This is a genomic window from Sphingomonas sp., from assembly GCF_036402235.1.
Lineage (GTDB): Bacteria > Pseudomonadota > Alphaproteobacteria > Sphingomonadales > Sphingomonadaceae > Sphingomonas.
Genome location: NZ_DASWTG010000006.1, coordinates 26,786 through 48,576 on the forward strand (window position 1 = coordinate 26,786; position 21,791 = coordinate 48,576).

Sequence of the window (21,791 nt, forward strand, 5' to 3'; positions counted from 1 at the left end):
CGGCGCATGCGTAATGACCAGCGGCATAGGGAGGCCGCAATGGACATGTTCAGCAAGCGCAGAATCGCTCTCGCCGGCGGCGGTGCGGCATTGCTGGCGCTTGTGGCGATGCCCGGTCCTTCTGCCGATATCCGCATCCTGACGCACGACGTGACCGATACCGCGCCGCGCAAGTTCCAGGCGGCGGTCGATTTCGGGATCATGGCCGTTTCGGTGCTCTACACCTGGACCGCGAAGCGCGGGGGCCGCTGAGTTCCGCCGCGTTGACACGTCCGGCGACTTGCTTACACTCGTGTAAATGAGCGTTTTAGAGCAGGGTTGGCCCGAGCAGGTCTGGCGCACCGCCTATCGTCACCCCGGCCCCTGGGATCAGCCCCTGCCGCCGCTGTCGATGGCCGCGGCCTTCGACGATTCCGCGCAGCGCATGGGCAATGCCCCGCTGCTCGACTTCATGGGCCGGCACTATAGCTATGCCGAGACGCTCGACGGCGCCAACCGCGTCGCCTGCGGGCTCAAGGCGCTGGGCTATGGCCCGGGCGACCGCATCGGCCTGTTCCTGCCCAACGTGCCTCACTATGTCGCGGCCTATTACGGCATCCTCAAGCTCGGCGCGACGGTCGTCAACTTCTCCCCGCTCTACTCGGTCGAGGAACTGGAAGCGCAGGTCGAGGATTCGGGCACCCGCCTGCTGTTCACGCTCAGCGCCACCGCGCTGCTGCCCACCGCGCTCAAGGTGCTGGCGGCGAGCAGCCTCGAGCGGCTGGTCGTGGGCTCGGTCGCCGGTGCCCTGCCCCCCGCCAAGTCGCTGCTCTATCGCTGGTTCAAGGCGAAGGAAGTCGCGGAGAAGCCGGACGATCCGCGCATCCTCGCCTTCTCGCAGCTCATCGCCAATGACGGCGCGTGCGAGACCGCGGCGATCGATCCCGAAACCCATCTCGCGCTGATCCAATATACCGGCGGCACGACCGGCGTGCCCAAGGGGGCGATGCTCACGCATCAGAACCTCACCGCCAATGCGCGGCAGGTGGCCAGGCTCGATCCCGAGCTCGGCACGACCAAGGACAAGGTGCTGGGCGTCCTCCCCTTCTTCCACGTCTTCGCCAACACCTGCGTGCTCAACCGCACGGTGATCACCGGCGGGGAGATCGTGATGCTCCCGCGCTTCGATGCGGCGCAGGCGCTCGCCGCGATCACCCGCACCCGTCCGCTCGCACTACCCGGCGTGCCGACCATGTTCCAGGCGCTGCTCGATCATCCCAAGGCGACGTCGACCGACTGGTCAAGCCTCAAATACTGCATCTCTGGCGGCGCGCCGCTCCCCGCCGAGCTCAAGACGCGCTTCGAGGCTGCAACCGGCGCGGTGCTGATCGAGGGCTATGGCCTATCCGAAAGCTCGGGCGTCGTCTCCGCCAACCCCTACAAGGCCGAGGGCAAGCCGGGCACGATCGGGCAGCCGATCATCGGCACGCGCGTGCGGCTGGTGGACAAGGAAGACCCTTCGAAGCCCGCTCCCGATGGGGAGCCGGGTGAGATCGTCGTCGCCGGGCCGCAAATCATGGCGGGTTACTGGGATCGCCCCGAAACCGACGACAGCACCTTCTGCTTCGATGCCGCCGGGCAGAAATGGCTGCGCACCGGCGATGTCGGCCAGATCGACGAGGACGGCTTCATCCGCATCGTCGATCGCCTGAAGGACATGATCGCGGTCGGCGGCTTCAAGGTCTTCCCCAAGCATATCGAGGAAGTTCTCTACCGCCATCCCGCGGTGAAGGAGGCGCTCGTGGTCGGCATGCCCGACGCCTATCGCGGCGAGACCCCGCGCGCCTATGTCGCGCTCAATGACGATGCCGATGCGGTGAGCGGCGAGGCGCTGCGCGACTGGCTCAACCCCCAGATCGGCAAGCATGAGCGCGTCGACGCCGTGGTGATCCGTGAGAAACTGCCCAAGACGATGATCGGCAAGCTCAGCCGCAAGGACCTGCTGATCGAGATCGCGAACGAGCTGACCGCTTGAGGCCCCCTCCCTGGAAGCGGAGGGACTTATGAAGGCAGCATCACCGCCTTCAGGTTCATGAACTCGTGCAGCCCCCATGGCCCCAGCTCGCGGCCATGGCCAGACAGCTTGACCCCGCCGAACGGCGCTTCGGGGCTCGATGCGAGCATCTGGTTCACCGCGGTCATCCCGCTTTCGATATCGCGCACGAAGCGGTCGATCTCCGCCTGATCCTGCGTCCACACGCTCGATCCCAGCCCGAACGGCACGTCATTGGCGAGCGCGATCGCCGCGTCGAGATCGTCCGCGCGAAACACCATCGCCACCGGCCCGAAAATCTCCTCCTGCGCGAAGTCCGCATCTGGATCGACATCGGTGAGCACGCCCGCGCTCATCCACGCGCCGTCGCGCTCGATCTTCCCGCCTCCCACCAGCTTTGCGCCAGCCGCGGTCGCTCGCTCCAGCTGCTCCAACACCGTGTCGCGCTGCTCGACGCTGGACAGCGGCCCCATCTCGATCCCGTCCGCCATTGGATCACCGATCTTCACTGCCAGCATCGCGGCGGTGAATTTCTCCAGGAAGGCGTCGTAGACGTGTGCGTGCACGATCATCCGCTTGGCGCAGATGCAGCTCTGCCCGGCATTCTGCACGCGCGCCTTCACCGCGGTCGCCACCGCCTTGTCGAGATCGGCGGAGGGCATGACGATGAACGGGTCCGATCCGCCCAGCTCGAGCACGACCTTCTTGAGTGCGCGGCCAGCCGCCTCGGCGACCTTTGCGCCCGCGCCCTCGCTCCCGGTCAGCGTCACCGCCGCCACGCGCCTGTCGGCGATGATCCGCGACACCTTGTCCGACTTGATCGCCAAATTCTGGAACACCCCGTCGGGCGCTCCCGCTGCGCTCACCATCTGCTGGATCAGCGCCGCACACCCCTGCGTCAGCGAGGCGTGCTTGAGCAGGCCGACATTGCCCGCAAGGATCGTCGGAGCGAGCCAGCGCACGACCTGCCAATAGGGGAAGTTCCACGGCATCACCGCCAGCACCGGCCCCAGCGGCAGCCAATGCCCGACCGACCGCCCGCTCGCGGTCTTTGTCTCGACCGGCTCCAGATAGGCCGGACCCTTTTGGGCATAGTGCCGGAACCCGGCGACGCACTTCTCAACCTCGGCCACCGCGGAGGACAGCGTCTTGCCCATCTCCTTCGTCGCGGTCTCGGCAAGGTGCAGCTTATTCGTCTCGAACTGGTCCGCGATGGCGTTCAACAGGGCGGCGCGCTGCGCGATCCCGGTCACCCGCCACGAACGGAACGCCGCCTCCGCCCGTGCCAGCGCAGCGTCGATCGCGTCGTCCTCCAGCGCCTCGAACGTCGCGCCCTCTGCTCCCGTTGCCGGATTGATGCTGGTGAACATGCACGATCTCCTTCGCGGGCCATGTAGGGACGGCAGACGAATAGCGGGAGGTTGAATTGGTTCCGCCCGCGGCGCATAGCGGCGGCATGACCGAGGGGACCGACATCGCCGCGCTTTCGTTCGAGGATGCGCTCAAGGAACTCGAACGAATCGTCTCCCGCCTCGAAAGCGGCGACGCGCTGCTCGACGAGGCGATCGCGCTCTACGAGCGCGGCGACGCGCTGCGCAGGCAATGCGCCGCCCGGCTCGACGCGGCGCAGGCCCGGATCGAGGCGATCCGTGCCGACGCCGATGGCCGGGTCACCGGCACCACGCCGTTCGCGGCAGGATGACGAAGGCCGTGGCGCAGGCCAGCCTCGCGCTCGAATCGGCGATGCGCGACGTGGCGGACGAGATCGACCGCCAGTTCGATCTGCTGCTGCCCGTCCCTGCCGATCCGCGCTCGCGCCTTTATGCCGCGATGCGCCACGCCGCGATCGGCGGCGGCAAGCGGCTCCGCCCGCTGCTTACCTTCGCCAGCGCCAGCCTGTTCGCGGTCGATCCCGCCTGCGCGGCGCGCGCGGCCACCGCGGTCGAGTGCATCCATGTCTATTCGCTGATCCATGACGATCTGCCCGCAATGGACAATGACGATCTGCGCCGCGGCAAGCCGACCGTCCACCGCGCCTATGACGAGGCGACCGCGATCCTCACCGGCGATTGCCTGCACGCGCTGGCCTTCGAGGTGCTGGCCGATCCCGCCACCCACGCCGATCCCTTCGTCCGAGCCGAGCTGGTCGCCGAGCTCGCCCGCGCCGCGGGGCCTGCCGGGATGGCTGGCGGGCAGATGATGGACCTGATCGCAGAACAGTCGAGCTTCGACCTTGCCACCGTCACCCGCTGCCAGGCGCTCAAGACCGGCGCGCTGATCGCCTGGTCGGTCGAGGCCGGGGCGATCCTCGGCCGCGTTCCGCCGGAGGGCCGCACGGGGTTGCGCGGTTATGCCCGCGACATCGGCCTCGCCTTCCAGATCGCCGACGATCTGCTCGACGCCGAGGGCGACGAGCAGGCGGCAGGCAAGAAGCTGCGCAAGGACGCTGACGCCGGCAAGGAGACCTTCCTCACCCTGCTCGGCCCCGACCGCGCGCGCGAGCAGGCGCGGCTGCTGGTCGATCAGGCGATCGCGCACCTCCACGCCTATGGCGAGGAAGCCGGCCTGCTGCGCGACATCGCCCGCTACGTGCTCGAGCGCGATCGCTGACCCTTCAGGGAGTCCACACATGACCATCCGCACCGGCGTTTACCCCGGCACCTTCGATCCGATCACGCTCGGCCATATGGACATCATCCGCCGCGGCGCGAAGCTGGTCGACCGGCTCGTCATCGGCGTCACCACCAATCCGTCAAAGAACCCGATGTTCACGGTCGAGGAGCGGATGGCGATGGTGAAGCGCGAGGTGGAAGGGATCGCGGGCGAGATCCATGTCGTCAGCTTCGATTCGCTGCTGATGGACTTTGCCGAGCGCGAGGGCGCCAGCGTCATCGTCCGCGGCCTGCGCGCGGTCGCCGATTTCGAATACGAGTATCAGATGGCGGGCATGAACCAGCAGCTCAACAGCCGGATCGAGACCGTCTTCCTGATGGCCGATGTCTCGCTCCAGCCGATCGCCAGCCGGCTGGTCAAGGAGATCGCGATGTTCGGCGGGGAGATCGGCAAGTTCGTCACCCCCGCGGTGCGCGACGAGGTCGCGGCGCGGGTCGAGGTGATCGGGCGCAAGGGGTCCTGATCCTTAGCCCTCCCCCTGGCGGGGAGGATTAAGTTGAGGACACGCCCCATTTCTGCCACCCGCCGCAATCATTTTGCCGCCGCGCGCGATTTGCTCTAAGCCACTGCAACTTCCTGTCCCGTGAGGATATCGATGCGTTTTGTTGCCCTGATGCTTGCCTTTGTGGCGTCGCTCCTTGCCCTGCCGGCGAGCGCCCAGTACGTGCCGGGCCCTGCGGGGCGCGCGGCACCGCCCGCGACGACCGACAAGGAGAATCTCTGGCTGCTCGATCTGTCGACCGGCGGCCGTGTCACCATCTGGCTGCGCCCCGATGTCGCGCCCAAGATGGTCGAGCGGATCAAGGATCTGACGCGCAAGAAATTCTACGACGGCCTTGTCTTCCACCGCGTGATCGATGGCTTCATGGCGCAGGGTGGCGATCCCAAGGGTGACGGCACCGGCGGCTCGGACCAGCCCGACCTGCCCAAGGAGTTCAACTATCTCCCGCACGTCCGCGGTGCGGTCTCGGCCGCGCGCGCGCAGAGCGAGGACAGCGCCAACAGCCAGTTCTTCATCATGTTCGTGCCCCGGCTCGGTCTCGACCAGAAGTACAGCGTGTTCGGCCGGGTGATTGACGGCATGGAATATGTCGACGCGCTCCCGCGGGGCGAGCCCCCCGCCAATCCCGCGCGCATCATCCACGCCTATATCGCGGCGGACAACCCGCCCGGATACACCCCGCCGCCGCCGCCCGCCCCGGTCGAGGAACCCGCAGCGCTCCCGCCGGGTCCGGGCAAGAAGTGACGCACCGCCCGGCATCGCCGGGCGCTGAGGCCCGATGAACGTCGATCTGTTCGATTTCGAACTGCCGCCCGAGCGTATCGCGCTGCGGCCCGTGACCCCACGCGATTCGGCGCGGCTGCTGCTCCTTGACGGTGCGCATACCGAAGATCGCAGCGTCCGCGACCTCCCTGCGCTGCTTGCGCCAGGCGACCTGCTCGTCTTCAACGACACCCGCGTGATCCCCGCCCAGCTCGAAGGCCACCGGGGAGAGGCCAAGATCGGCGCCACCCTCCACAAGCGCGAGGGGCCACGCCGCTGGATCGCCTTCATCCGCAACGCCAAGAGGTTGCGCACCGGCGATACGATCGACTTCGGCCATGGTGTCACCGCCATTGCCGAGGCGCGCCACGACGACGGCAGCTTCACCCTGTTCTTCCCGGGCGACGAGCCGGTCGAGCTGCTGCTAGAGCGTGCGGGCCGGATGCCGCTCCCACCCTATATCGCCGCCAAGCGCCCCACCGACACGCGCGACGCCGACGATTATCAGACAATGTTCGCCAACGAGCCCGGCGCCGTCGCTGCACCCACCGCCGCGCTGCACTTCACGCCCGGTCTGATGTCCGCGCTCGAAGCCGCTGGAATTGGGCACGCCACCCTTACCCTCCATGTCGGGGCGGGCACCTTCTTGCCCGTAAAGGCGGACGACACGGACGATCATCGCATGCACGCCGAATGGGGCCGTATCGATGCCGCCACCGCTGACAGACTCAACGCCGTCCGCGCCGCGGGCGGCCGCGTGATCGCGGTCGGCACCACCAGCCTGCGCCTGATCGAGAGTGCTTGCGGCAAGGACGGCGTGATCCGCCCGTTCGAGGGCGACACCGCGATCTTCATCACCCCGGGCTACCGCTTCCGCGGCATCGACGGCCTCGTCACCAATTTCCATCTGCCGCGCTCGACCCTGTTCATGCTGGTATCGGCGCTGATGGGGCTCGGCCGGATGCAGGCGGCCTACGCCCACGCTATTGCAGCGGGCTACCGCTTCTATAGCTATGGCGACGCCAGCCTGCTCCTGCCCGGAACGCCCGCATGATCCTTCTCGCCCTCGCCGCCTCTCTCGCCGCACAGCAGCAGTCCGCTCCGCCCGCCGTGCCGCTCGCGCGGCCACTACCCGGCGCCGAGCCGATCCCGCTGATGATCGCCGAGCCGGTCGCGATGGCGATCGCCGCGTTCGATGCGGACGGCGACGGCATCGTCACTCGCGCCGAGTATGATGCCGGCCTCGCCAAAAGCTTCGAGGCGATCGCCAAGGGTCAGCCCTCGATCGGTTATATCCAGTTCGGCGACTGGTCCGAACGCTGGCTCGGCAACCGCAACGCCCTGCCCAGCCCGTTCGAGGTCGACCAAGACGGCGACAACCGCGTCAGCCTGGCTGAGCTCCAGGCGCGCTTCGCCCTGTTCTTCTCCCGCTTCGATCGCGACAAGAACGGGTCGATCACGCGCAGCGAGCTGCTCACCACCCGCCCGATGCCACAGCCCGGCGGACGCCCGGGCGACGAGGATCGCCGCCCGAAACGCCGCTAGGGTCTACAGCGAACGATCGGCATAGATCGCCATCGCCGCCGCGATGAACTCCGCCGTGCCCGGCAGCGCGCCATTGTCATAGGTGCCACGGAACTCCGGGTTCTCGACATAGAAGCGCCCCAGCCCCTTGAACGCCGCGGCATCGGGGGTCCAGCTGTGGCAGACCCAGGCATAATGGCGCGCGGTCACCGCCTGTGCCGCCTCCGAATCCGGCGCGGCGCCTTCGGCGAACAGCCGCTGGAAGTCGCCGCGGATCGCCTCCATCTCGGCCTGGATCGCCGCGATCTGCTCCTTCGAGAATCCGCGCGCCTTCTCCTGTGCCGCGCGCACCGCGCCCTCGCCCCAGAAATCCACGGCCTCGCGCTCCCAGCGCTCGCGCGTCTCGGGCGCGATGCCGGCATAATAGTCACTGTCTTCCATCGTCTCATCCTTTTCGAGCGACGCGATCGTGCGGTCGATCGTGCGGATGAGGTCGCGATACTGGTCGATCCGCGCCGCCAACGCGGTGCGGTGACCTTTGAGCGCTGTCAGCGGATCGAAGCCGGGATCGTCGAGGATCGAGCCGATCTCGGCCAGCGCCAGCCCCAGTTCGCGATAGAACAGGATCTGCTGCAGCCGCAGAAGCTCCGCCCGGCCATAATAGCGATAGCCATTGGCCCCGACATGCGCCGGCTTGAGCAGGCCGATCGCATCATAATGGTGGAGCGTGCGCACGCTGATTCGCGCCGCCTTCGCCACCTGCCTTACCGTTCGCATGCCGTTCCTCATCTTCACGCGAATCGCCCTATCGGGGATGACGCTGCGTCAGGGTCAAGCGCGGCGAATTGCATTTTCAGTGTCCTAGCATCACATGGCAGCCAGCGGCTAAGGTCATGCCCATGCACGGTTCGCACAGTCATTCCGGCCACTCGCATGCCGGGCATTCGCATGGGGGTCACAGCCACGCCCCGGCCGATTTCGGCCGTGCCTTCCTGATCGGCACCACGCTCAACCTCGCCTTCGTGCTGGTCGAGGGGCTGGCGGGCATCCTCACCGGATCGATGGCGCTGCTCGCGGACGCCGGGCACAATCTCTCCGATGTCCTCGGCCTGCTGATCGCCTGGGGCGGCGCGGAGCTGGCCAAGCGACCTGCATCGCGCCGCTTCACCTATGGCCTCAGCAGCTCGACCATCCTCGCCGCGCTCGCCAATGCCGTGCTGCTGCTGTTCGCGGTGGGCGCGATCGCGCTCGAAGCGGTGCAGCGCTTCCAGGATCCGCCCCCGGTCGCGGGGCTGACGGTGATGATCGTCGCTGGTGTCGGCATCCTGATCAACGGAGCGACGGCATTCATGTTCATGCGTGGGCGCGCGGGCGACATCAACATCCGCGGCGCCTATCTGCACATGGTCGCCGACGCTGCGGTCTCGGCGGGCGTGGTGCTGGGCGGCGGCCTGATCCTGCTCACCAGCGCATCGTGGATCGACCCCGCGATCAGCCTCGTCATCGTCGCGGTGATCCTGTGGAGCACCTGGGGGTTGCTGCGCGATTCGGTGACGATGGCGCTCCACGCGGTCCCGGCGGGGATCGATCCGGAAAAGGTCGAGGCCCTGCTCGCCGCGCTTCCGGGCGTCGCTCGTGTGCACGATCTCCACATCTGGCCGATGAGCACGACCGAATCGGCACTCACCGCGCATCTGCTGATTCCGGGCGGCCATCCCGGCGACGCCTTCCTCGACGGTGCCCAGCAGCGGCTCGAGCAGGATTTCGGCATCGGCCACGCGACGCTGCAGATCGAGGTCGGCGACGGCGATCCGTGCCGCCTTCACAAAGGGCACAGCCACGGCCGCGACGGTCACGACCATGCCAGCCACGACCATGACGGCCACGGGCATGGCTGAACCGGGTCCGTCCCCCCGGCTCGTGATCTTCGACTTCGACGGCACCCTTTCCGATAGCGGCAGCTGGTTCCTCTCGATCATGGATCATCTGGCTGACCGCTACGGCTTTCGCCATGTCGGCAAGCACGAGATCGAGCCGCTGCGCCGCATGTCCACGCGCGACGTGATCCGCCATATCGGCATCCCGCGCTGGAAGCTGCCCTTCATCGCGCGCTATGTCCGCCGCCTGTTCGGCCGTCACACGCACCAGGTGGAACTGTTCGCGGGCGTGGCGGAGATGCTCGCCGCGATCGACGCGGCCGGCATCGGCATCGCGATCGTCACCTCGAACAGCGAAGCCAATGCCCGCGCCGTGCTCGGCCCGGCCAATGCCGCCCGCGTGCGCTGGTGGGCGTGCGGCGCGTCGCTGTTCGGCAAGGCGCCCAAGTTCCGCAAGGTGCTGAACGCCAGCGGCATCCCGCCGCATCAGGCGCTCTCGCTCGGCGACGAGACGCGGGACATCGATGCCGCCCGCGCCACCGGCGTTCGCGCCGGCGCGGTCCTGTGGGGCTATGCCAACCCGGCGGCGTTCGAGCATCTCAGACCCGATATCGCCTTCGCCACCCCGCAGGCGGTGGTCGACGCGCTTACCTCAACCGATGTGAACCGCTAGCCACACCGTCGGTGCGCCGGGATCAGTCCGGGTTACCCAATGCCTGGTTCCGCCCGGGATCAGCAGGTGGTCCCCGGGAGCCAATGCCGCCTCCGCATAGCCCTCCAGCCGGATCGCCGCGCTGCCCTGAAGCACAACGACCCATTCGTCCGCGTCCTGCAGGAACGCCTTGTCCTCCGGCGTCGCCTGCCCGTTCGACACGATCCGCTCGATCCGCACGCCGCCCTGGGCGAGCAGCTCGGTGAACACCTCGGCCCGCTTCGCCGAGGGTAGCTTGGCGAACAGGTTGGCGACCTTGAGCTTCTTGAGCTTCGGCTTGGGCGGGGCCTTGGGCTTTGGCGGAGGCTTGCGTTTGGGCAACCCCTTCGCCGCCTCCTTCCAATCGCTGCGCATCGCCCCGCGCAGATACGTCTCGATCTCGTCTGCGCTCGCGGTCAGCCCCGCCTCGCCGAAGCCGAGCAGTTCCTTCCCCTCGGCGTCCTTGAGCCCGTATTTCCCGAAGTCCCCACCCGCCTTGCGCCGCCGCGACTTGACGAGCCTGAGCCCCCGATTGCGCGCACTTTCGCGCAGTTCTTCATCACGCTCGCTTGCCATCGGCCCTCCAACGCACCAATCGGGCGAAATGCTTCCCCGTTTCGACTTCCACATCCACGCCACCGACGGCAAGGCCCGCACCGGCACGATCCGCATGCAGCGCGGCGAGATCCGCACCCCCGCCTTCATGCCCGTGGGCACTGCCGCCACGGTCAAGGCGATGAAGCCGCAGGACGTGCGCGCATCGGGCGCCGACATCCTGCTCGGCAACACCTATCACCTGATGCTCCGGCCCAGCGCGGAGCGAGTCCACCGCCTCGGCGGGCTGCACGGCTTCATGGGCTGGGACCGCCCGATCCTGACCGACAGTGGCGGCTATCAGGTGATGAGCCTGTCGGAGCTGACCAGGCGCAGCGAGGAAGGGATCGTCTTCAAATCGCACCTCGACGGGTCGCGCCACATGCTCAGCCCCGAGCGTTCGATGGAGATCCAGCGGCTGCTCGGCTCGAACATCGTGATGGCGTTCGACGAGCTGGTCCCGACCACCTCGACCCGTGAGGTGCAGGCCGCGGCGATGGAACGATCGATGCGCTGGGCGAAGCGCAGCCGCGACGGCTTCGACGCCGGCGGCGAGCATGCGCAGAACAATGCGCTGTTCGGCATCCAGCAGGGCGCGCTCGACGAAGGGCTGCGCAAGGCCAGCGCCGACGCGCTGCTCGACATCGGCTTCGACGGCTATGCCGTGGGCGGCCTCGCGGTCGGCGAGGGGCAGGAGGCGATGTTCGGCGTGCTCGACTATGCCCCCGGCCAGCTCGACCCGGCCAAGCCGCGCTATCTGATGGGCGTCGGCAAGCCCGACGACATCGTTGGCGCCGTCGAGCGCGGGATCGACATGTTCGACTGCGTCCTCCCCACCCGCTCGGGCCGCACGGGTCAGGCGTTCACCCGCGCCGGCCCTATCAACATCCGCAACGCGAAGTTCGCCGAGGATCAGGGGCCGCTCGATCCCGCCTGCGCCTGCCCGACCTGCGGCACTTTCACCCGCGCCTATGTCCACCACCTCGTCCGCGCCGGCGAGATCCTCGGCGCGATGCTGATGACCGAGCATAATCTGTGCTTCTACCAGGCGCTGATGGCCGATCTGCGCGCCGCGATCGCCGAAGGCCGCCTCGCCGGCTTCGCCAGTGATTTCCGCGCTACCTATTATGGCAAAGGCTGATTGCGCGGCTGGCTCCGGAGTCTTACTCCTGTGCAACAGAGGAGTATCCAGTGACCGACACCAACGCGCCCAAGCCTGAAGAACAAGACGAAATCGCCAACGAGATCACCGCCGCCGCCCGCGCCGCACGCGAGACTGCCGAGCGCGCCGAAGGGACCCCCAAGCCGGGCGAAGGCAAGAAATGGCCGCTGGCCAGGATCGGCATCGGCATCGGTTCCGCCGCGCTCGCCGCCGCGGTGATCTACGCCGCCCGCACTCGCAAGAAAGACTGACCCGCTCCCTCCTTCCTGACCGGAGACCCGAATGCGCCTGACCCGCACCGCGCTGTACCTCGGCGCCGCCCTGCTCCCCTTTACCGCGCAGGCGCAGGAGGCCACGCCGGCACCGGCGAAGGAGATCGCTGCCAAGGAAATCAGGGTCGCCCCGCTTGCCTATACCGAGCGCACCCTGCTCAACGGGCTCAAGGTGTACGCGATCCGCGACACCTCGACCGCCAACGTCTCGGTCCAGGTCTGGTACGATGTCGGCAGCAAGGATGATCCTGCCGGCAAGTCGGGCTTCGCGCACATGTTCGAGCATCTGATGTTCAAGGGCACGCGCAACCTGGTTGACGAGCAGATGGACCGGCTGACCGAGGATGTCGGCGGCTACAACAACGCCTCGACCAATTCCGACTACACCAATTACTACGAGGTCGTCCCCGCCAACCATCTCGAGCGGCTGCTGTTCGCCGAGGCCGACCGGATGGCGAGCCTGGTGGTCAGCGAAAAGGTGTTCGCGTCCGAGCGCGACGTGGTGAAGGAGGAGCTGCGCAACCGCGTCCTCGCCTCGCCCTATGGCAAGCTCTTCTACATCTACTTCCCGAACATCTCCTATTCGACGCATCCCTATGCCCGCCCCGGCATCGGCAGCATCGAGGATCTCGACGCCGCGACGATCGGCGACATCCGCGCCTTCCACGCGACCTATTACCGCCCGGACAATGCCGTGCTGGTCGTCGCGGGCAATTTCGATCCGGCCCAGCTGGACAAATGGGTAGACAAATACTTCGCCGGGATCGCGAAGCCGAACCGCCCGATCCCGCGCGTCACCGTCGCCGAACCGCCGCGCACCGCGCCGACGCGCCAGACGGTCTATGAAGCCAACACCCCGCTCCCCGCGGTCCTGCTGAGCTACCAGCTCCCGCCCGACAACGATCCCGACACGCCCGCGCTCGCGGTGCTCGACGGCATCCTCTCGGGCGGCGAGAATTCGCGGCTCTACCGCAACCTCGTCTATCGCGACCAGCTCGCGGCGCAGGCCGACACCTTCCTCGACACGCGCCAGCAGACTGGCTCCTACGCGATGTACGCGATCCTCGCCGGCGGCAAGTCGGCCGAGGAGGGCGAGAAGGCGATGCGCCGCGAGATCGCCGATCTGCGCGACAAGCCGGTGAGCGAAGCCGAGCTCGCCGAGGCCAAGAACGAGATCCTCACCGCTTCGCTCAAAAGCCGCGAGACCGCCGAGGGCAAGGCCTCGACCCTCGCCGCCTCGATCATCGTCGGCCGCGATCCCAGGGCGGCCGACGAGCAGCTCGCCGCGATCGCCCGCGTCACTGCCGCCGACGTCCAGCGCGTCGCGCGGAAGTATCTCGGCGACAACCAGTCCGCCGCGCTGATCTACCTCCCCGACACCATGGCCAAGGGCGCGAAGGGCGACACCATCGCCGTCGCCTCCACGGTCAAGGTCGCTCCGCTCATCGTGCCGAGCGATGTCGTCATCCACACCCAGGCGCCCGAGGGCCAGCGCATCGCCGTCCCCGCGCCCGGCCCCGCCGTCTCGCCGGTCATCCCGAAAGCCACGGAAACGAAGCTCGCCAACGGCCTGCGCGTGATCGTGGTCGAGAAGCGCGACCTGCCGATCGTCACCGCCACGATCGTCGCGCCCGCCGGCGGCGTACGCGATCCCGACGGCAAGGCGGGCACCGCATCGCTCGCCGCCGACCTGCTGACCAAGGGCACCGCCACCCGCTCGGCAGAGCAGATCGCGCAGCAGGTCGAATCACTCGGCGGCTCGATCGGCGCCGGTGCCGACTGGGACGCCGCCTTCGCCACGGTCACGGTCAAGGCCGATCAGGTCGACCCCGCGCTGACGATCCTGGCAGACGTCGCACGCAATCCCGCCTTCGCCCAGGCCGAGATCGAGCGCGCGCGCAAACAGTCGCTCGACGGGGTCACCGTCCAGCTCAAGGATCCCGGCGCATTGTCGGGCATCGTCGCCAGCCGCGCGGTGTTCGGCAGCCGCGCCTATGGCAATCTCCTCTCCGGCACCGCCACCTCGCTCCCGCGCATCACCCGCGACGATATCGTCAACGCATATGGCCGGGCATGGAACCCCGACCGATCGGCGCTGGTCGTGGTGGGAGACATCGCCAGCAAGGACGCGGCCGCCATGGCGCAGAAACTGTTCGGCGACTGGAAGGGGCCCAACGTCGCCATGGTCCCTCCGCCTGTCGTTCCAGTCACGAATCCCCGTGTGATCGTGGTCGACATGCCCGGCTCAGGCCAGGCCGGCGTGGTCATCGCCCGTCCCGGCATCGCCCGCGCCGACAAGGATTTCTACGCCGCGCAGGTCGCCAACGCCACGCTCGGCGTCGGCTTCACCTCGCGCCTCAACCGCGAGATCCGCATCAAGCGCGGCCTTGCCTATGGCGCAGGCAGCAGCGTCGATGCGCGCCGCGCCCCCGGCATCGTCAGCGCCTCGACCCAGACCAAGAACCCCTCGGCACCCGAGGTGGTCTCGCTGATCGCCGCCGAGATGAAGAAGCTCGGCGAAGCTCCGGTCCCCGCTGCCGAGCTCGATTCGCGCAAGGCGGTGCTGGTCGGCAGCTTCGGCCGCCGCATCGAGCGCACCGACGGCATCGCCGGCGCGCTCGTCGACTATGTCGCCGACGGCGTCCCGCTCGATACGCTCTCCACCTACATCCCCTCGATCCAGGGCGTCGATCCCGCCGCCGTCCAGGCCGCGGCAAAGAAGGTGCTCGATCCCACGGGCGCGAGCATCGTCGTGGTCGGCGACGCCAAGCTGTTCGTCGACGAGCTGCGCAAGACCCATCCGAACCTCGAGGTGATCCCGGCCACCGCGCTCAATCTCGACAGCGCGACGCTGACATAGTCCAAGCCTCCCCGGCCCGGGGAGGGGGACCAGCCGCAGGCTGGTGGAGGGGGAGCAAGGCAAGGGAGTCCGGCACGGATAGCCCCTCCACCACGCCCCTCGGGCGCGGTCCCCCTCCCCGTGCCGGGGAGGATTGGAAAGCCACCCAACCCTTACCTTAACCACCAACCGTCTCAGCACGGGACGCCCTCAAATCCGGGGCAGAAAATTCACCCCTTCCACGCTATGACAGCCGCCTGGCGAGGCCCTTGCCTCTCACGGGAAACCATCGTGCTGCGGCGATTCACGCGACTACAGCTTCGGGGCATCGTGGCGGCACTGCTAGTGTCGCTGGTCGGCGCGGGCATGTCCGCGCACGCCGGCTTCTCCGCGCTCAGCGCAGGCGACGCGCGCGCGGTCGGCCCGGTGCCCACCGGCTACGAAGCCGACGATCATTTCCCCGGCGCCGCCTATTACCAGCTCGCCAGCGATGAGACCGCCGCGCCCGCCGCCGGCGTCACCGGCACCGTCGCGCTGCCCAGCGGCCCCGAGCCCGAGAACGCCGCGCCCGATCCCACGCTGCGCCCTGCCGCGCCGTTCGTGCTGCGCGGCACGCCGCAGGACAAGGCGCGCGCGCTCGAATGCCTCACCACCGCCATCTATTACGAGGCGGCGAACGAGCCGGATGACGGCCAGCGCGCGGTGGCGCAGGTGATCCTCAACCGCGTCCGTCATCCCACCTTTCCCGCCACCGTTTGCGGCGTGATCTACCAGGGATCGGAACGAGTTGGCTGCCAGTTCAGCTATGCCTGCGACGGATCGATGGCGCGCCGCCCCTCGCGCGCCGCCTGGCTGCGCGCGTCGCGCGTGGCCGCCTCGGCGCTGGCGGGCGAGGTGTTCGCGCCGGTCGGCATGGCGACGCATTATCACACCTACGCTGTCACCCCCTCGTGGAACCGCAGCCTGGTGATGACGGGCGTGTTCGGCGCGCATTTCTTCCACCGGTGGAAGGGCTATTGGGGCACCGGCGCCGCCTTCAAACAGGTCTATCGCGGCGGCGAGCCCTGGCCTGGCCCGCATCCCCGCGCCGTCACCGCGGCTGAAATCGCGGCCGCCGCTGCCGCCGCGACGGTGCCGATGCCCGCCATGCCCGAACCCGCGGCTCAGCCGCGTCCCGCGCCCGCGCCGGTCCAGCAGGAATATGCGCGCAGCGGCGACATTCGCCCCGAATATACTGCGGCACCCGATTCGCAGATCCTCGACAAATGGAAGGACAGCGGCCAGCCGCTGCGCTGACCTGCGAAAACGGCCTCCGCCGGGAGGGCGGAGGCCGTCATTCGTTTGGTCCGTTCAGCGGCGATAGCCACGGTCCCAGTCGCGGCGCTCCCAGCGGATCTTCCGCGCCAGCACGTCGAAACGGCGGTCAAGGTCGCGGCGCTCCGCCATCGTCAGGCCGGGGGCCGAGCGGCGGTAGCGATATTCGAGGTTGGCGATGCTGCGGAATTCGGCCCGCAGCCGCGCGGCCTCGCGCCGGTTGAGCTGGCCCGAGCGCACACCGCGGTCGATCCGCTGGTCGAGCTGCGCCTGGCGCTGGTTGATGCCCCACCAGTTGGCCTGCTGGGCCGACGCGGCGGGAACGGTGGCCGCGGCGATGCCGAGGCCGGCGATCAGCAATGCGATCTTCTTCATCTTTGCTCTCCTCACTCAAGAACCGGACCGCGCTCTGCGGTCGAATGCCGTTATCGGAGCCGCCTGTCGCAACGATTTCACCAAAGCCGTGTTTTTGTGTCGCCGATTGTCGCAAGCGCGGCGGGTCCGTTCATCTTCGCCAGACGGCAATCGCGTGTTATTTGAACAATACACCTTGTCAGATCGTCCGGAAGGAACCATCTTCAACCCCATGCTGAACCTGGTCTCTATCGTCGTCGGCGTCGTCGCCCTTCCGGTGATGCTGCTCGGTCTCATCCCGTTCCTGGGCTGGCTCAATTATCTGGTGATCCCGCTCGCCGTGCTGGGCGCGGCGCTGGGTGCGCTGTCGGACTCCAATGCCGGCCGCAATCTCAACCTGGTCGTGCTGGTGGTCGGCTTCGTCCGGCTGTGGCTCGGCGGCTTCTTCTTCTGATCCGGGGCGCTGCGTCCTCCTCTCTCCTGACCCCGCCTCAACGGGCGGGGCCGGGCCGGGTTGCACGATCCGCCCTTGTCTAGAGCCGCTTGCCGCCGGGATAGGCGAACAGCAGGTCGCTGTCGCCCGAAGCGCTCAGCGCCACGCGCCCGGTGACGGTCAGGCATTCGCCGGCTTTCCACGCGACCCCGCCGATCTCGCCCCGCCCGCGCACGGGCACCAGCCAGCCGGTGACGCCCTGGGGCATCTCGAGCACGCGCTCGCCGCCCGCCCAGCGCTCGACCACGAATTTCGGGCCCTCCACCAAGATCGTCCGCCCCGGCGCGACCTCGCCCGGCACCGGCGCGGCGACGAAGGGCACCGCATCGGCGACCGCCACACCGTCCTCCAGATGCAGCTCGCGCGGGCGGCCATAGTCGTAGAGGCGATAGGTGGTCTCGCTGTTCTGCTGGATCTCGATCAGCGTGATGCCCGCGCCGATCGCATGGATCGTGCGGGAGGGGGCATAGATGAAATCCCCCGCCTTGACCGGCTTCCAGTCGAGCAGCCCCTCGATCGATCCGTCCAGCGCCGCCGCGCGCAGCGTATCGGCGTCGACCGGCCGGTGGGTGCCGAGCGCGATCGTCGAATCGGGCTCGGCCGCCAGGATCACCCAGCATTCGTCCTTGCCGCGCGGCAGCCCTCGTTCGCGCGCCTGCGCGTCGTCGGGATGCACCTGCACCGACAGCTTCTCGCTGGTGAAGAGATATTTGACGAGCAGGTCCGGCGCGCTGTCACCCGGGGTCTGGAACCAGATCTCCCCCACCGGCTCGGCACCAGGCGCCGGATCGGCGAAGCCCGGCCATAGCCGGTGCCGTCCCCAGGGCTTTTCCACCCGGTGCGTGACGAGAAGCGTCGCAGCCATGATGTCTCCATGCGGGATTTGGGATGCGCAGGCAACGCGTCACCGCCCGCCTTCGATCCGCTTTGCCGCGCGACCGCCAAAAAACATTTCGCGGGGCCGCATCGCTCGGCTAAGAACCGCGCCATGCGTATGCTTTCGATCCGTCCGCTCGCCCTTGTTCTCGTCGCAGCCGTGGCACTCGCCGGCTGCAACCGTGGCGGCGGCACGCGCGCCGACCTGCCCTATGTCGCGCGCGACGTCGGCACGCTCTACACCGCGGGCAAGGACCGGCTCGACCGCGGCCAGTACAAGCTTGCCGCCGCGCTGTTCGACGAAGTCGAGCGTCAGCATCCTTATTCCATCTGGGCGCGCCGGGCGCAGCTGATGGGCGCCTTCGCCTATTATCTCGATCGCAACTACACCCAGGCGATCCAGTCGTCGCAGCGCTTCCTCGCCGTCCACCCCGGCAACCGCGACGCGCCCTATGCCTATTATCTGATCGCGCTCAGCTATTACGAGCAGATCAGCGACGTGACGCGCGACCAGAAGATCACCCAGCAGGCGCTCGACGCGCTGGGCGAGCTCAACCGCCGCTATCCCAACACCCGCTACGCCGCCGATGCGCGGCTCAAGGTCGATCTGGTCCGCGATCACCTTGCCGGCAAGGAGATGGAGGTCGGCCGCTACTATCAGGTGCGCGGCCAGTGGCTCGCCTCTATCATGCGCTTCCGCACCGTGATCGACACCTATCAGACGACCACCCACACGCCCGAGGCGCTGATGCGCCTGACCGAATCCTACCTAGCGCTCGGCGTGAAGGACGAGGCGAAAAAGGCGGCGGCGGTGCTCGGCGCCAACTATCCGGGCACCCAATGGTATCAGCGCGCCTACGAGCTGATCGGCAAGCATGGCGAGCCGGTCGCGGTCCCAGCCTCGGCCCCCGCCACTGCGCCCAAGCTCGACGATGTGCCCAAGCCCAAGTCGGCCGAAGAACCCACCAACTGATCGCCGACCTACGCAACGGCCGCGGCCCGCAACAACACCTCTCCCAAGGCGGAACAAAAAGGGGTAACAGCGGCCGATGCTGACCGGCCTCAATATCCGCGACGTGGTGCTGATCGAGGCGCTCGACCTCGATTTCCGCGCCGGCCTCGGCGTGCTGACGGGGGAGACGGGTGCGGGCAAGTCGATCCTGCTCGATTCGCTCGGCCTTGCGCTCGGCATGCGCGCCGACAGCGGTCTGGTCCGTCAGGGCGCGGCGCAGGCGGTGGTCACCGCCAGCTTCGAGCTCGCCGATCCCGCCCCCGCAGTCGCTCTGCTTGCCGAGAACGGCATCGACTTCGACCCCAGCGAACCCCTCCTCATCCGCCGCATCGTCAAGGCAGATGGCGGCAGCCGCGCCTTCGTCAACGATTCGCCCGCCTCCGCCGCGCTGCTGCGCGAGCTCGGCGCCTTCCTGGTCGAGATCCACGGCCAGCATGACGATCGCGGCCTGCTCAACCCGCGCGGTCACCGCGCGCTGCTCGATACCTTCGGCAAGCTCGACACCGACGCCGTTGCCGAGGCGCACCGTGCCTTCCGCGCCGCCGAGGACGAGCTCGCCACCGCGCGCGAGGAGCAGGAGAATGCCGCGCGCGACCGCGAATGGCTCGAGCACGCCGTCGCCGAGCTCACCGCCCTCGCCCCTGAGCCGGGTGAGGAGGAGCAACTCGCCGAGCGCCGCGCCTCGATGCAGCGCGGCGAGAAGATCGCGGGCGAGCTTCAGGCGATCGCCGACCTGCTCGACGGCAGCGACGGCGCGCTCACCCGGCTGCGTCAGGCCGCGCGCATCCTCGAGCGCATCGCCGGTGATCACCCCGCCCTCACCGAATCGCTCGCCGCGCTCGACCGCGCACTGATCGAGGGCAGCACCACGCAGGAAAAGGTCGACGAGGCGGCCGAGGCGCTCGCCTTCGATCCCGCTGCCCTCGAAGCGGATGAGGCCCGGCTGTTCGAGCTGCGCGGGCTTGCGCGGAAACACCGCGTCCAGCCCGACGATCTCGCCGACCTCACCCAAAGCCTCGCCGCGCGCCTCGCCCGGATCGAGGGCGGCGAGGACACGATCCACCGCCTCGAAACCGCGCTAACCCAGGCTGAGGCAGCCTATACCGAAGCCGCCGAGACCCTCTCGGCCGCGCGCGCCGCGGCCGCCGCGCGCCTCGACGCCGCGGTCGCTGCCGAACTCGCCCCGCTCAAGCTCGACGCTGCGCGCTTCCGCACCGTGGTCGATCCGCTCCCGCGCGACTTATGGTCCGCCTCGGGCCGCGACCGCGTGGAGTTCGAGGTCTCGACCAATCCCGGCGCGCCCTTCGCCCCGCTGATCAAGATCGCTTCGGGTGGCGAGCTCTCGCGCTTCATCCTCGCATTGAAGGTCGCGCTCGCCGAAGAGGGCGGCGCGCGCACGCTGATCTTCGACGAGATCGACCGCGGCGTTGGCGGCGCGGTTGCCAGCGCGATCGGCGAGCGCCTCGCCCGCCTCGCCACCGACGCGCAACTGCTCGTCGTCACGCACAGCCCGCAGGTCGCGGCGCGCGGCGGGCATCACCTGCTCATCGCCAAGAGCCATGACGGCCTCGTCACCCGCACTGGCGTTCGTGCGCTGGATGACGACGCTCGTCGAGAAGAGATTGCCCGCATGCTCTCCGGCGCCCAGATCACCGACGAGGCCCGCGCACAGGCCGAACGTCTGCTGGAGACCGCATGATCCGCACGCCGCTTGCCCTCGCCGCACTGGCGATCACCGCTCCGGCAAGCGCGCAGATCCCGATCTCGGCCGAGCTCACCCTCCCCGCCGCGCCCGCCACGCTGGTCCGCGCGGACGGCACCCAGATCGCCTACGAGATCCGCGTTGCGAGCTTCCACCGCTCACCCATGCGCCTGCACGCCCTCGAAATCCTCGATGGCGAAAGCCGTCCGCTCGGCCGCTATGAGGGCGACAAGCTCGCCGCGCTGGTCGGCGGTCAATGGGTTGCCGAGGATGCCGACCGCACGCTGGTCCCTCCTGCCGGCCACGCCCTGATCTTCGTCAACCTGCCCGTCCATCGCCCCGTTACCGCCGTCCGCCACCGCCTCACCTACACCGCCGGCGATCGCCCGCCCGTCACCGTCGAGACCGCTCCGCGCACCGTCGCCGCGGCGCCGCGCCCGTTCGGCCCGCCCATCCGCGGAGGCACCTGGTCGGCGATCTACCAGCCGGCGATGGAGTTCGGCCACCGCCGCTACGTCTATGCCGTCAACGGCACCCCGCGCGTGCCCGGCCGTCATGCGATCGATTTCTTCCATGCCGAGCGCAACCCCAAGGAACCCCGCTACGCCGCCGATCCCGGCTTCGGCGCGGAGGTGATCGCAGTCGCCGATGGTCGCGTCGTCGCCGCGCGCGACGACTTCGCCGATCCGGCACGGCGCGACCCGAACCCGGTCAATCCGGAGAACGCCACCGGCAACTATGTCGCGCTGGACATCGGCAACGGTCGCATCGTCTTCTACGAGCATCTGAAACAGGGCCTCGCGGTCAAGCGCGGCGATCGCGTGCGCCGCGGCCAGCTGCTCGGCCGTGTCGGCGCCACCGGGCAGGTCGGCGGCACGCACCTCCACTTCCATGTCGCCGGCACCAATTCGCCGCTCGGCGCCGAGGGTCTGCCCTTCGCGCTCGACGGGTTCGAGCAGGTCGGCAGCTGGGCGACGATCGACCAGGCCTTCTCGGGCGAGCGCTGGCAACCCGCCACGCCGCGCCGCGTCACCGCCGCGATGCCCGCGCCGAATATCGTGGTGCGCTTCCCCTGATCCCAATCCTCCCCCGCCAGGGGGAGGTGGCGCCGA

General features: G+C 68.5%; 23 protein-coding genes. 18 read left to right on the plus strand and 5 right to left on the minus strand.

Translation table 11 applies throughout. The features are described 5' to 3' along the window. The first annotated feature begins 39 nt into the window (after positions 1–39). Together VGD28_RS00580 and VGD28_RS00585 are read left to right on the plus strand one after the other, a co-directional pair. A complete protein-coding gene (locus tag VGD28_RS00580; RefSeq protein WP_331026381.1) occupies positions 40–252 on the plus strand; it encodes a hypothetical protein in 213 nt (70 codons plus the stop codon). Between the two features lie 46 nt (positions 253–298). After that, positions 299–2,014 carry a long-chain fatty acid--CoA ligase gene (locus VGD28_RS00585; RefSeq protein WP_331026382.1) on the plus strand — a complete coding sequence of 572 codons (1,716 nt, stop codon included), beginning with the start codon at positions 299–301 and terminating at the stop codon, positions 2,012–2,014. A 26-nt stretch (positions 2,015–2,040) separates the two neighbouring features. Here VGD28_RS00585 and VGD28_RS00590 read toward each other — a convergent pair whose 3' ends face one another. Next, complete coding sequence (locus VGD28_RS00590) at positions 2,041–3,402, minus strand: NAD-dependent succinate-semialdehyde dehydrogenase (protein ID WP_331026383.1); 1,362 nt, start codon at positions 3,400–3,402, stop codon at positions 2,041–2,043. 86 nt (positions 3,403–3,488) lie between these two features. On the opposite strand from VGD28_RS00590, the gene VGD28_RS00595 reads away from it, so the two are divergent. The 6 genes from VGD28_RS00595 (at position 3,489) to VGD28_RS00620 (ending at position 7,514) form a co-directional block, all read left to right on the plus strand. Continuing rightward, entirely contained in the window at positions 3,489–3,734 is a 246-nt protein-coding gene (locus VGD28_RS00595; RefSeq protein ID WP_331026384.1) for an exodeoxyribonuclease VII small subunit, read from the plus strand. Further along, positions 3,731–4,642 (plus strand): farnesyl diphosphate synthase, encoded by a 912-nt coding sequence (locus VGD28_RS00600; RefSeq protein WP_331026385.1) that lies wholly within the window; start codon positions 3,731–3,733, stop codon positions 4,640–4,642. The genes VGD28_RS00595 and VGD28_RS00600 overlap by 4 nt, the downstream gene beginning before the upstream one ends. Before the next feature lie 19 nt (positions 4,643–4,661). Continuing rightward, positions 4,662–5,168, plus strand: coding sequence for a pantetheine-phosphate adenylyltransferase (gene coaD / locus VGD28_RS00605; RefSeq protein WP_331026386.1), 507 nt, complete (start codon positions 4,662–4,664; stop codon positions 5,166–5,168). A 132-nt stretch (positions 5,169–5,300) separates the two neighbouring features. Beyond that, positions 5,301–5,951 carry a peptidylprolyl isomerase gene (locus VGD28_RS00610; protein WP_331026387.1) on the plus strand — a complete coding sequence of 217 codons (651 nt, stop codon included), beginning with the start codon at positions 5,301–5,303 and terminating at the stop codon, positions 5,949–5,951. Positions 5,952–5,985: 34 nt separating this feature from the next. Continuing rightward, positions 5,986–7,023 carry a tRNA preQ1(34) S-adenosylmethionine ribosyltransferase-isomerase QueA gene (gene queA / locus VGD28_RS00615; RefSeq protein ID WP_331026388.1) on the plus strand — a complete coding sequence of 346 codons (1,038 nt, stop codon included), beginning with the start codon at positions 5,986–5,988 and terminating at the stop codon, positions 7,021–7,023. After that, entirely contained in the window at positions 7,020–7,514 is a 495-nt protein-coding gene (locus VGD28_RS00620) for an EF-hand domain-containing protein (RefSeq protein ID WP_331026389.1), read from the plus strand. The genes queA and VGD28_RS00620 overlap by 4 nt, the downstream gene beginning before the upstream one ends. 3 nt (positions 7,515–7,517) lie before the next feature. Here the strand turns inward: VGD28_RS00620 and VGD28_RS00625 are convergent, their stop codons facing one another. Further along, the gene (locus VGD28_RS00625) at positions 7,518–8,270 is read right to left on the minus strand and encodes a MerR family transcriptional regulator (RefSeq protein ID WP_331026390.1); all 753 of its coding nucleotides are present in this window, start codon (positions 8,268–8,270) and stop codon (positions 7,518–7,520) included. A gap of 122 nt (positions 8,271–8,392) precedes the next feature. Between VGD28_RS00625 and VGD28_RS00630 the strand changes: the two genes are divergently transcribed. Beyond that, entirely contained in the window at positions 8,393–9,391 is a 999-nt protein-coding gene (locus VGD28_RS00630) for a cation diffusion facilitator family transporter (RefSeq protein ID WP_331026391.1), read from the plus strand. Further along, entirely contained in the window at positions 9,384–10,043 is a 660-nt protein-coding gene (locus tag VGD28_RS00635; RefSeq protein ID WP_331026392.1) for an HAD hydrolase-like protein, read from the plus strand. The genes VGD28_RS00630 and VGD28_RS00635 overlap by 8 nt, the downstream gene beginning before the upstream one ends. Here VGD28_RS00635 and VGD28_RS00640 read toward each other — a convergent pair. Continuing rightward, positions 10,023–10,637 carry a cupin domain-containing protein gene (locus VGD28_RS00640; protein WP_331026393.1) on the minus strand — a complete coding sequence of 205 codons (615 nt, stop codon included), beginning with the start codon at positions 10,635–10,637 and terminating at the stop codon, positions 10,023–10,025. The two genes, VGD28_RS00635 and VGD28_RS00640, sit on opposite strands and share 21 nt — an antisense overlap. A 28-nt stretch (positions 10,638–10,665) precedes the next feature. Here VGD28_RS00640 and tgt point away from each other — a divergent pair, with 28 nt between their 5' ends. The 4 genes from tgt (at position 10,666) to VGD28_RS00660 (ending at position 16,224) form a co-directional block, all read left to right on the plus strand. Then, on the plus strand, positions 10,666–11,796 hold the full coding sequence (gene tgt, locus VGD28_RS00645) for a tRNA guanosine(34) transglycosylase Tgt (protein WP_331026394.1): 1,131 nt from the start codon (positions 10,666–10,668) through the stop codon (positions 11,794–11,796). 50 nt (positions 11,797–11,846) lie between these two features. Further along, on the plus strand, positions 11,847–12,068 hold the full coding sequence (locus VGD28_RS00650) for a hypothetical protein (protein WP_331026395.1): 222 nt from the start codon (positions 11,847–11,849) through the stop codon (positions 12,066–12,068). Positions 12,069–12,099: 31 nt separating this feature from the next. Beyond that, positions 12,100–14,949 carry a pitrilysin family protein gene (locus tag VGD28_RS00655; RefSeq protein WP_331026396.1) on the plus strand — a complete coding sequence of 950 codons (2,850 nt, stop codon included), beginning with the start codon at positions 12,100–12,102 and terminating at the stop codon, positions 14,947–14,949. 309 nt (positions 14,950–15,258) lie between these two features. Next, the gene (locus tag VGD28_RS00660; RefSeq protein ID WP_331026397.1) at positions 15,259–16,224 is read left to right on the plus strand and encodes a cell wall hydrolase; all 966 of its coding nucleotides are present in this window, start codon (positions 15,259–15,261) and stop codon (positions 16,222–16,224) included. A 54-nt stretch (positions 16,225–16,278) separates the two neighbouring features. On the opposite strand, the gene VGD28_RS00665 is transcribed toward VGD28_RS00660, so the two are convergent. Further along, positions 16,279–16,617 carry a hypothetical protein gene (locus VGD28_RS00665; RefSeq protein ID WP_331026398.1) on the minus strand — a complete coding sequence of 113 codons (339 nt, stop codon included), beginning with the start codon at positions 16,615–16,617 and terminating at the stop codon, positions 16,279–16,281. Between the two features lie 211 nt (positions 16,618–16,828). On the opposite strand from VGD28_RS00665, the gene VGD28_RS00670 reads away from it, so the two are divergent. After that, complete coding sequence (locus VGD28_RS00670; protein WP_331026399.1) at positions 16,829–17,050, plus strand: hypothetical protein; 222 nt, start codon at positions 16,829–16,831, stop codon at positions 17,048–17,050. 79 nt (positions 17,051–17,129) lie between these two features. Here the strand turns inward: VGD28_RS00670 and VGD28_RS00675 are convergent, their stop codons facing one another. Then, the gene (locus VGD28_RS00675) at positions 17,130–17,954 is read right to left on the minus strand and encodes a class I mannose-6-phosphate isomerase (RefSeq protein ID WP_331026400.1); all 825 of its coding nucleotides are present in this window, start codon (positions 17,952–17,954) and stop codon (positions 17,130–17,132) included. Positions 17,955–18,077: 123 nt separating this feature from the next. Here VGD28_RS00675 and VGD28_RS00680 point away from each other — a divergent pair, with 123 nt between their 5' ends. The 3 genes from VGD28_RS00680 to VGD28_RS00690 all read left to right on the plus strand — a co-directional run bounded on the left by VGD28_RS00680 (position 18,078) and on the right by VGD28_RS00690 (position 21,755). Then, positions 18,078–18,938, plus strand: coding sequence for an outer membrane protein assembly factor BamD (locus VGD28_RS00680; protein ID WP_331026401.1), 861 nt, complete (start codon positions 18,078–18,080; stop codon positions 18,936–18,938). Between the two features lie 76 nt (positions 18,939–19,014). Next, a complete protein-coding gene (recN, locus tag VGD28_RS00685) occupies positions 19,015–20,676 on the plus strand; it encodes a DNA repair protein RecN (protein ID WP_331026402.1) in 1,662 nt (553 codons plus the stop codon). Continuing rightward, positions 20,673–21,755 (plus strand): M23 family metallopeptidase, encoded by a 1,083-nt coding sequence (locus tag VGD28_RS00690; protein WP_331026403.1) that lies wholly within the window; start codon positions 20,673–20,675, stop codon positions 21,753–21,755. Before recN ends, VGD28_RS00690 begins: the two co-directional genes overlap by 4 nt. Positions 21,756–21,791 lie beyond the last annotated feature (36 nt).

Coding starts and splice junctions, on each gene's coding strand:
- VGD28_RS00580 (WP_331026381.1), top strand. CDS start 40: ATGGACATGTTCAGCAAGCGCAGAATCGCTCTCGCCGGCGGCGGTGCG.
- VGD28_RS00585 (WP_331026382.1), top strand. CDS start 299: ATGAGCGTTTTAGAGCAGGGTTGGCCCGAGCAGGTCTGGCGCACCGCC.
- VGD28_RS00590 (WP_331026383.1), bottom strand. CDS start 3,402: ATGTTCACCAGCATCAATCCGGCAACGGGAGCAGAGGGCGCGACGTTC.
- VGD28_RS00595 (WP_331026384.1), top strand. CDS start 3,489: ATGACCGAGGGGACCGACATCGCCGCGCTTTCGTTCGAGGATGCGCTC.
- VGD28_RS00600 (WP_331026385.1), top strand. CDS start 3,731: ATGACGAAGGCCGTGGCGCAGGCCAGCCTCGCGCTCGAATCGGCGATG.
- coaD (WP_331026386.1), top strand. CDS start 4,662: ATGACCATCCGCACCGGCGTTTACCCCGGCACCTTCGATCCGATCACG.
- VGD28_RS00610 (WP_331026387.1), top strand. CDS start 5,301: ATGCGTTTTGTTGCCCTGATGCTTGCCTTTGTGGCGTCGCTCCTTGCC.
- queA (WP_331026388.1), top strand. CDS start 5,986: ATGAACGTCGATCTGTTCGATTTCGAACTGCCGCCCGAGCGTATCGCG.
- VGD28_RS00620 (WP_331026389.1), top strand. CDS start 7,020: ATGATCCTTCTCGCCCTCGCCGCCTCTCTCGCCGCACAGCAGCAGTCC.
- VGD28_RS00625 (WP_331026390.1), bottom strand. CDS start 8,270: ATGCGAACGGTAAGGCAGGTGGCGAAGGCGGCGCGAATCAGCGTGCGC.
- VGD28_RS00630 (WP_331026391.1), top strand. CDS start 8,393: ATGCACGGTTCGCACAGTCATTCCGGCCACTCGCATGCCGGGCATTCG.
- VGD28_RS00635 (WP_331026392.1), top strand. CDS start 9,384: ATGGCTGAACCGGGTCCGTCCCCCCGGCTCGTGATCTTCGACTTCGAC.
- VGD28_RS00640 (WP_331026393.1), bottom strand. CDS start 10,637: ATGGCAAGCGAGCGTGATGAAGAACTGCGCGAAAGTGCGCGCAATCGG.
- tgt (WP_331026394.1), top strand. CDS start 10,666: ATGCTTCCCCGTTTCGACTTCCACATCCACGCCACCGACGGCAAGGCC.
- VGD28_RS00655 (WP_331026396.1), top strand. CDS start 12,100: ATGCGCCTGACCCGCACCGCGCTGTACCTCGGCGCCGCCCTGCTCCCC.
- VGD28_RS00665 (WP_331026398.1), bottom strand. CDS start 16,617: ATGAAGAAGATCGCATTGCTGATCGCCGGCCTCGGCATCGCCGCGGCC.
- VGD28_RS00670 (WP_331026399.1), top strand. CDS start 16,829: ATGCTGAACCTGGTCTCTATCGTCGTCGGCGTCGTCGCCCTTCCGGTG.
- VGD28_RS00675 (WP_331026400.1), bottom strand. CDS start 17,954: ATGGCTGCGACGCTTCTCGTCACGCACCGGGTGGAAAAGCCCTGGGGA.
- VGD28_RS00680 (WP_331026401.1), top strand. CDS start 18,078: ATGCGTATGCTTTCGATCCGTCCGCTCGCCCTTGTTCTCGTCGCAGCC.
- recN (WP_331026402.1), top strand. CDS start 19,015: ATGCTGACCGGCCTCAATATCCGCGACGTGGTGCTGATCGAGGCGCTC.
- VGD28_RS00690 (WP_331026403.1), top strand. CDS start 20,673: ATGATCCGCACGCCGCTTGCCCTCGCCGCACTGGCGATCACCGCTCCG.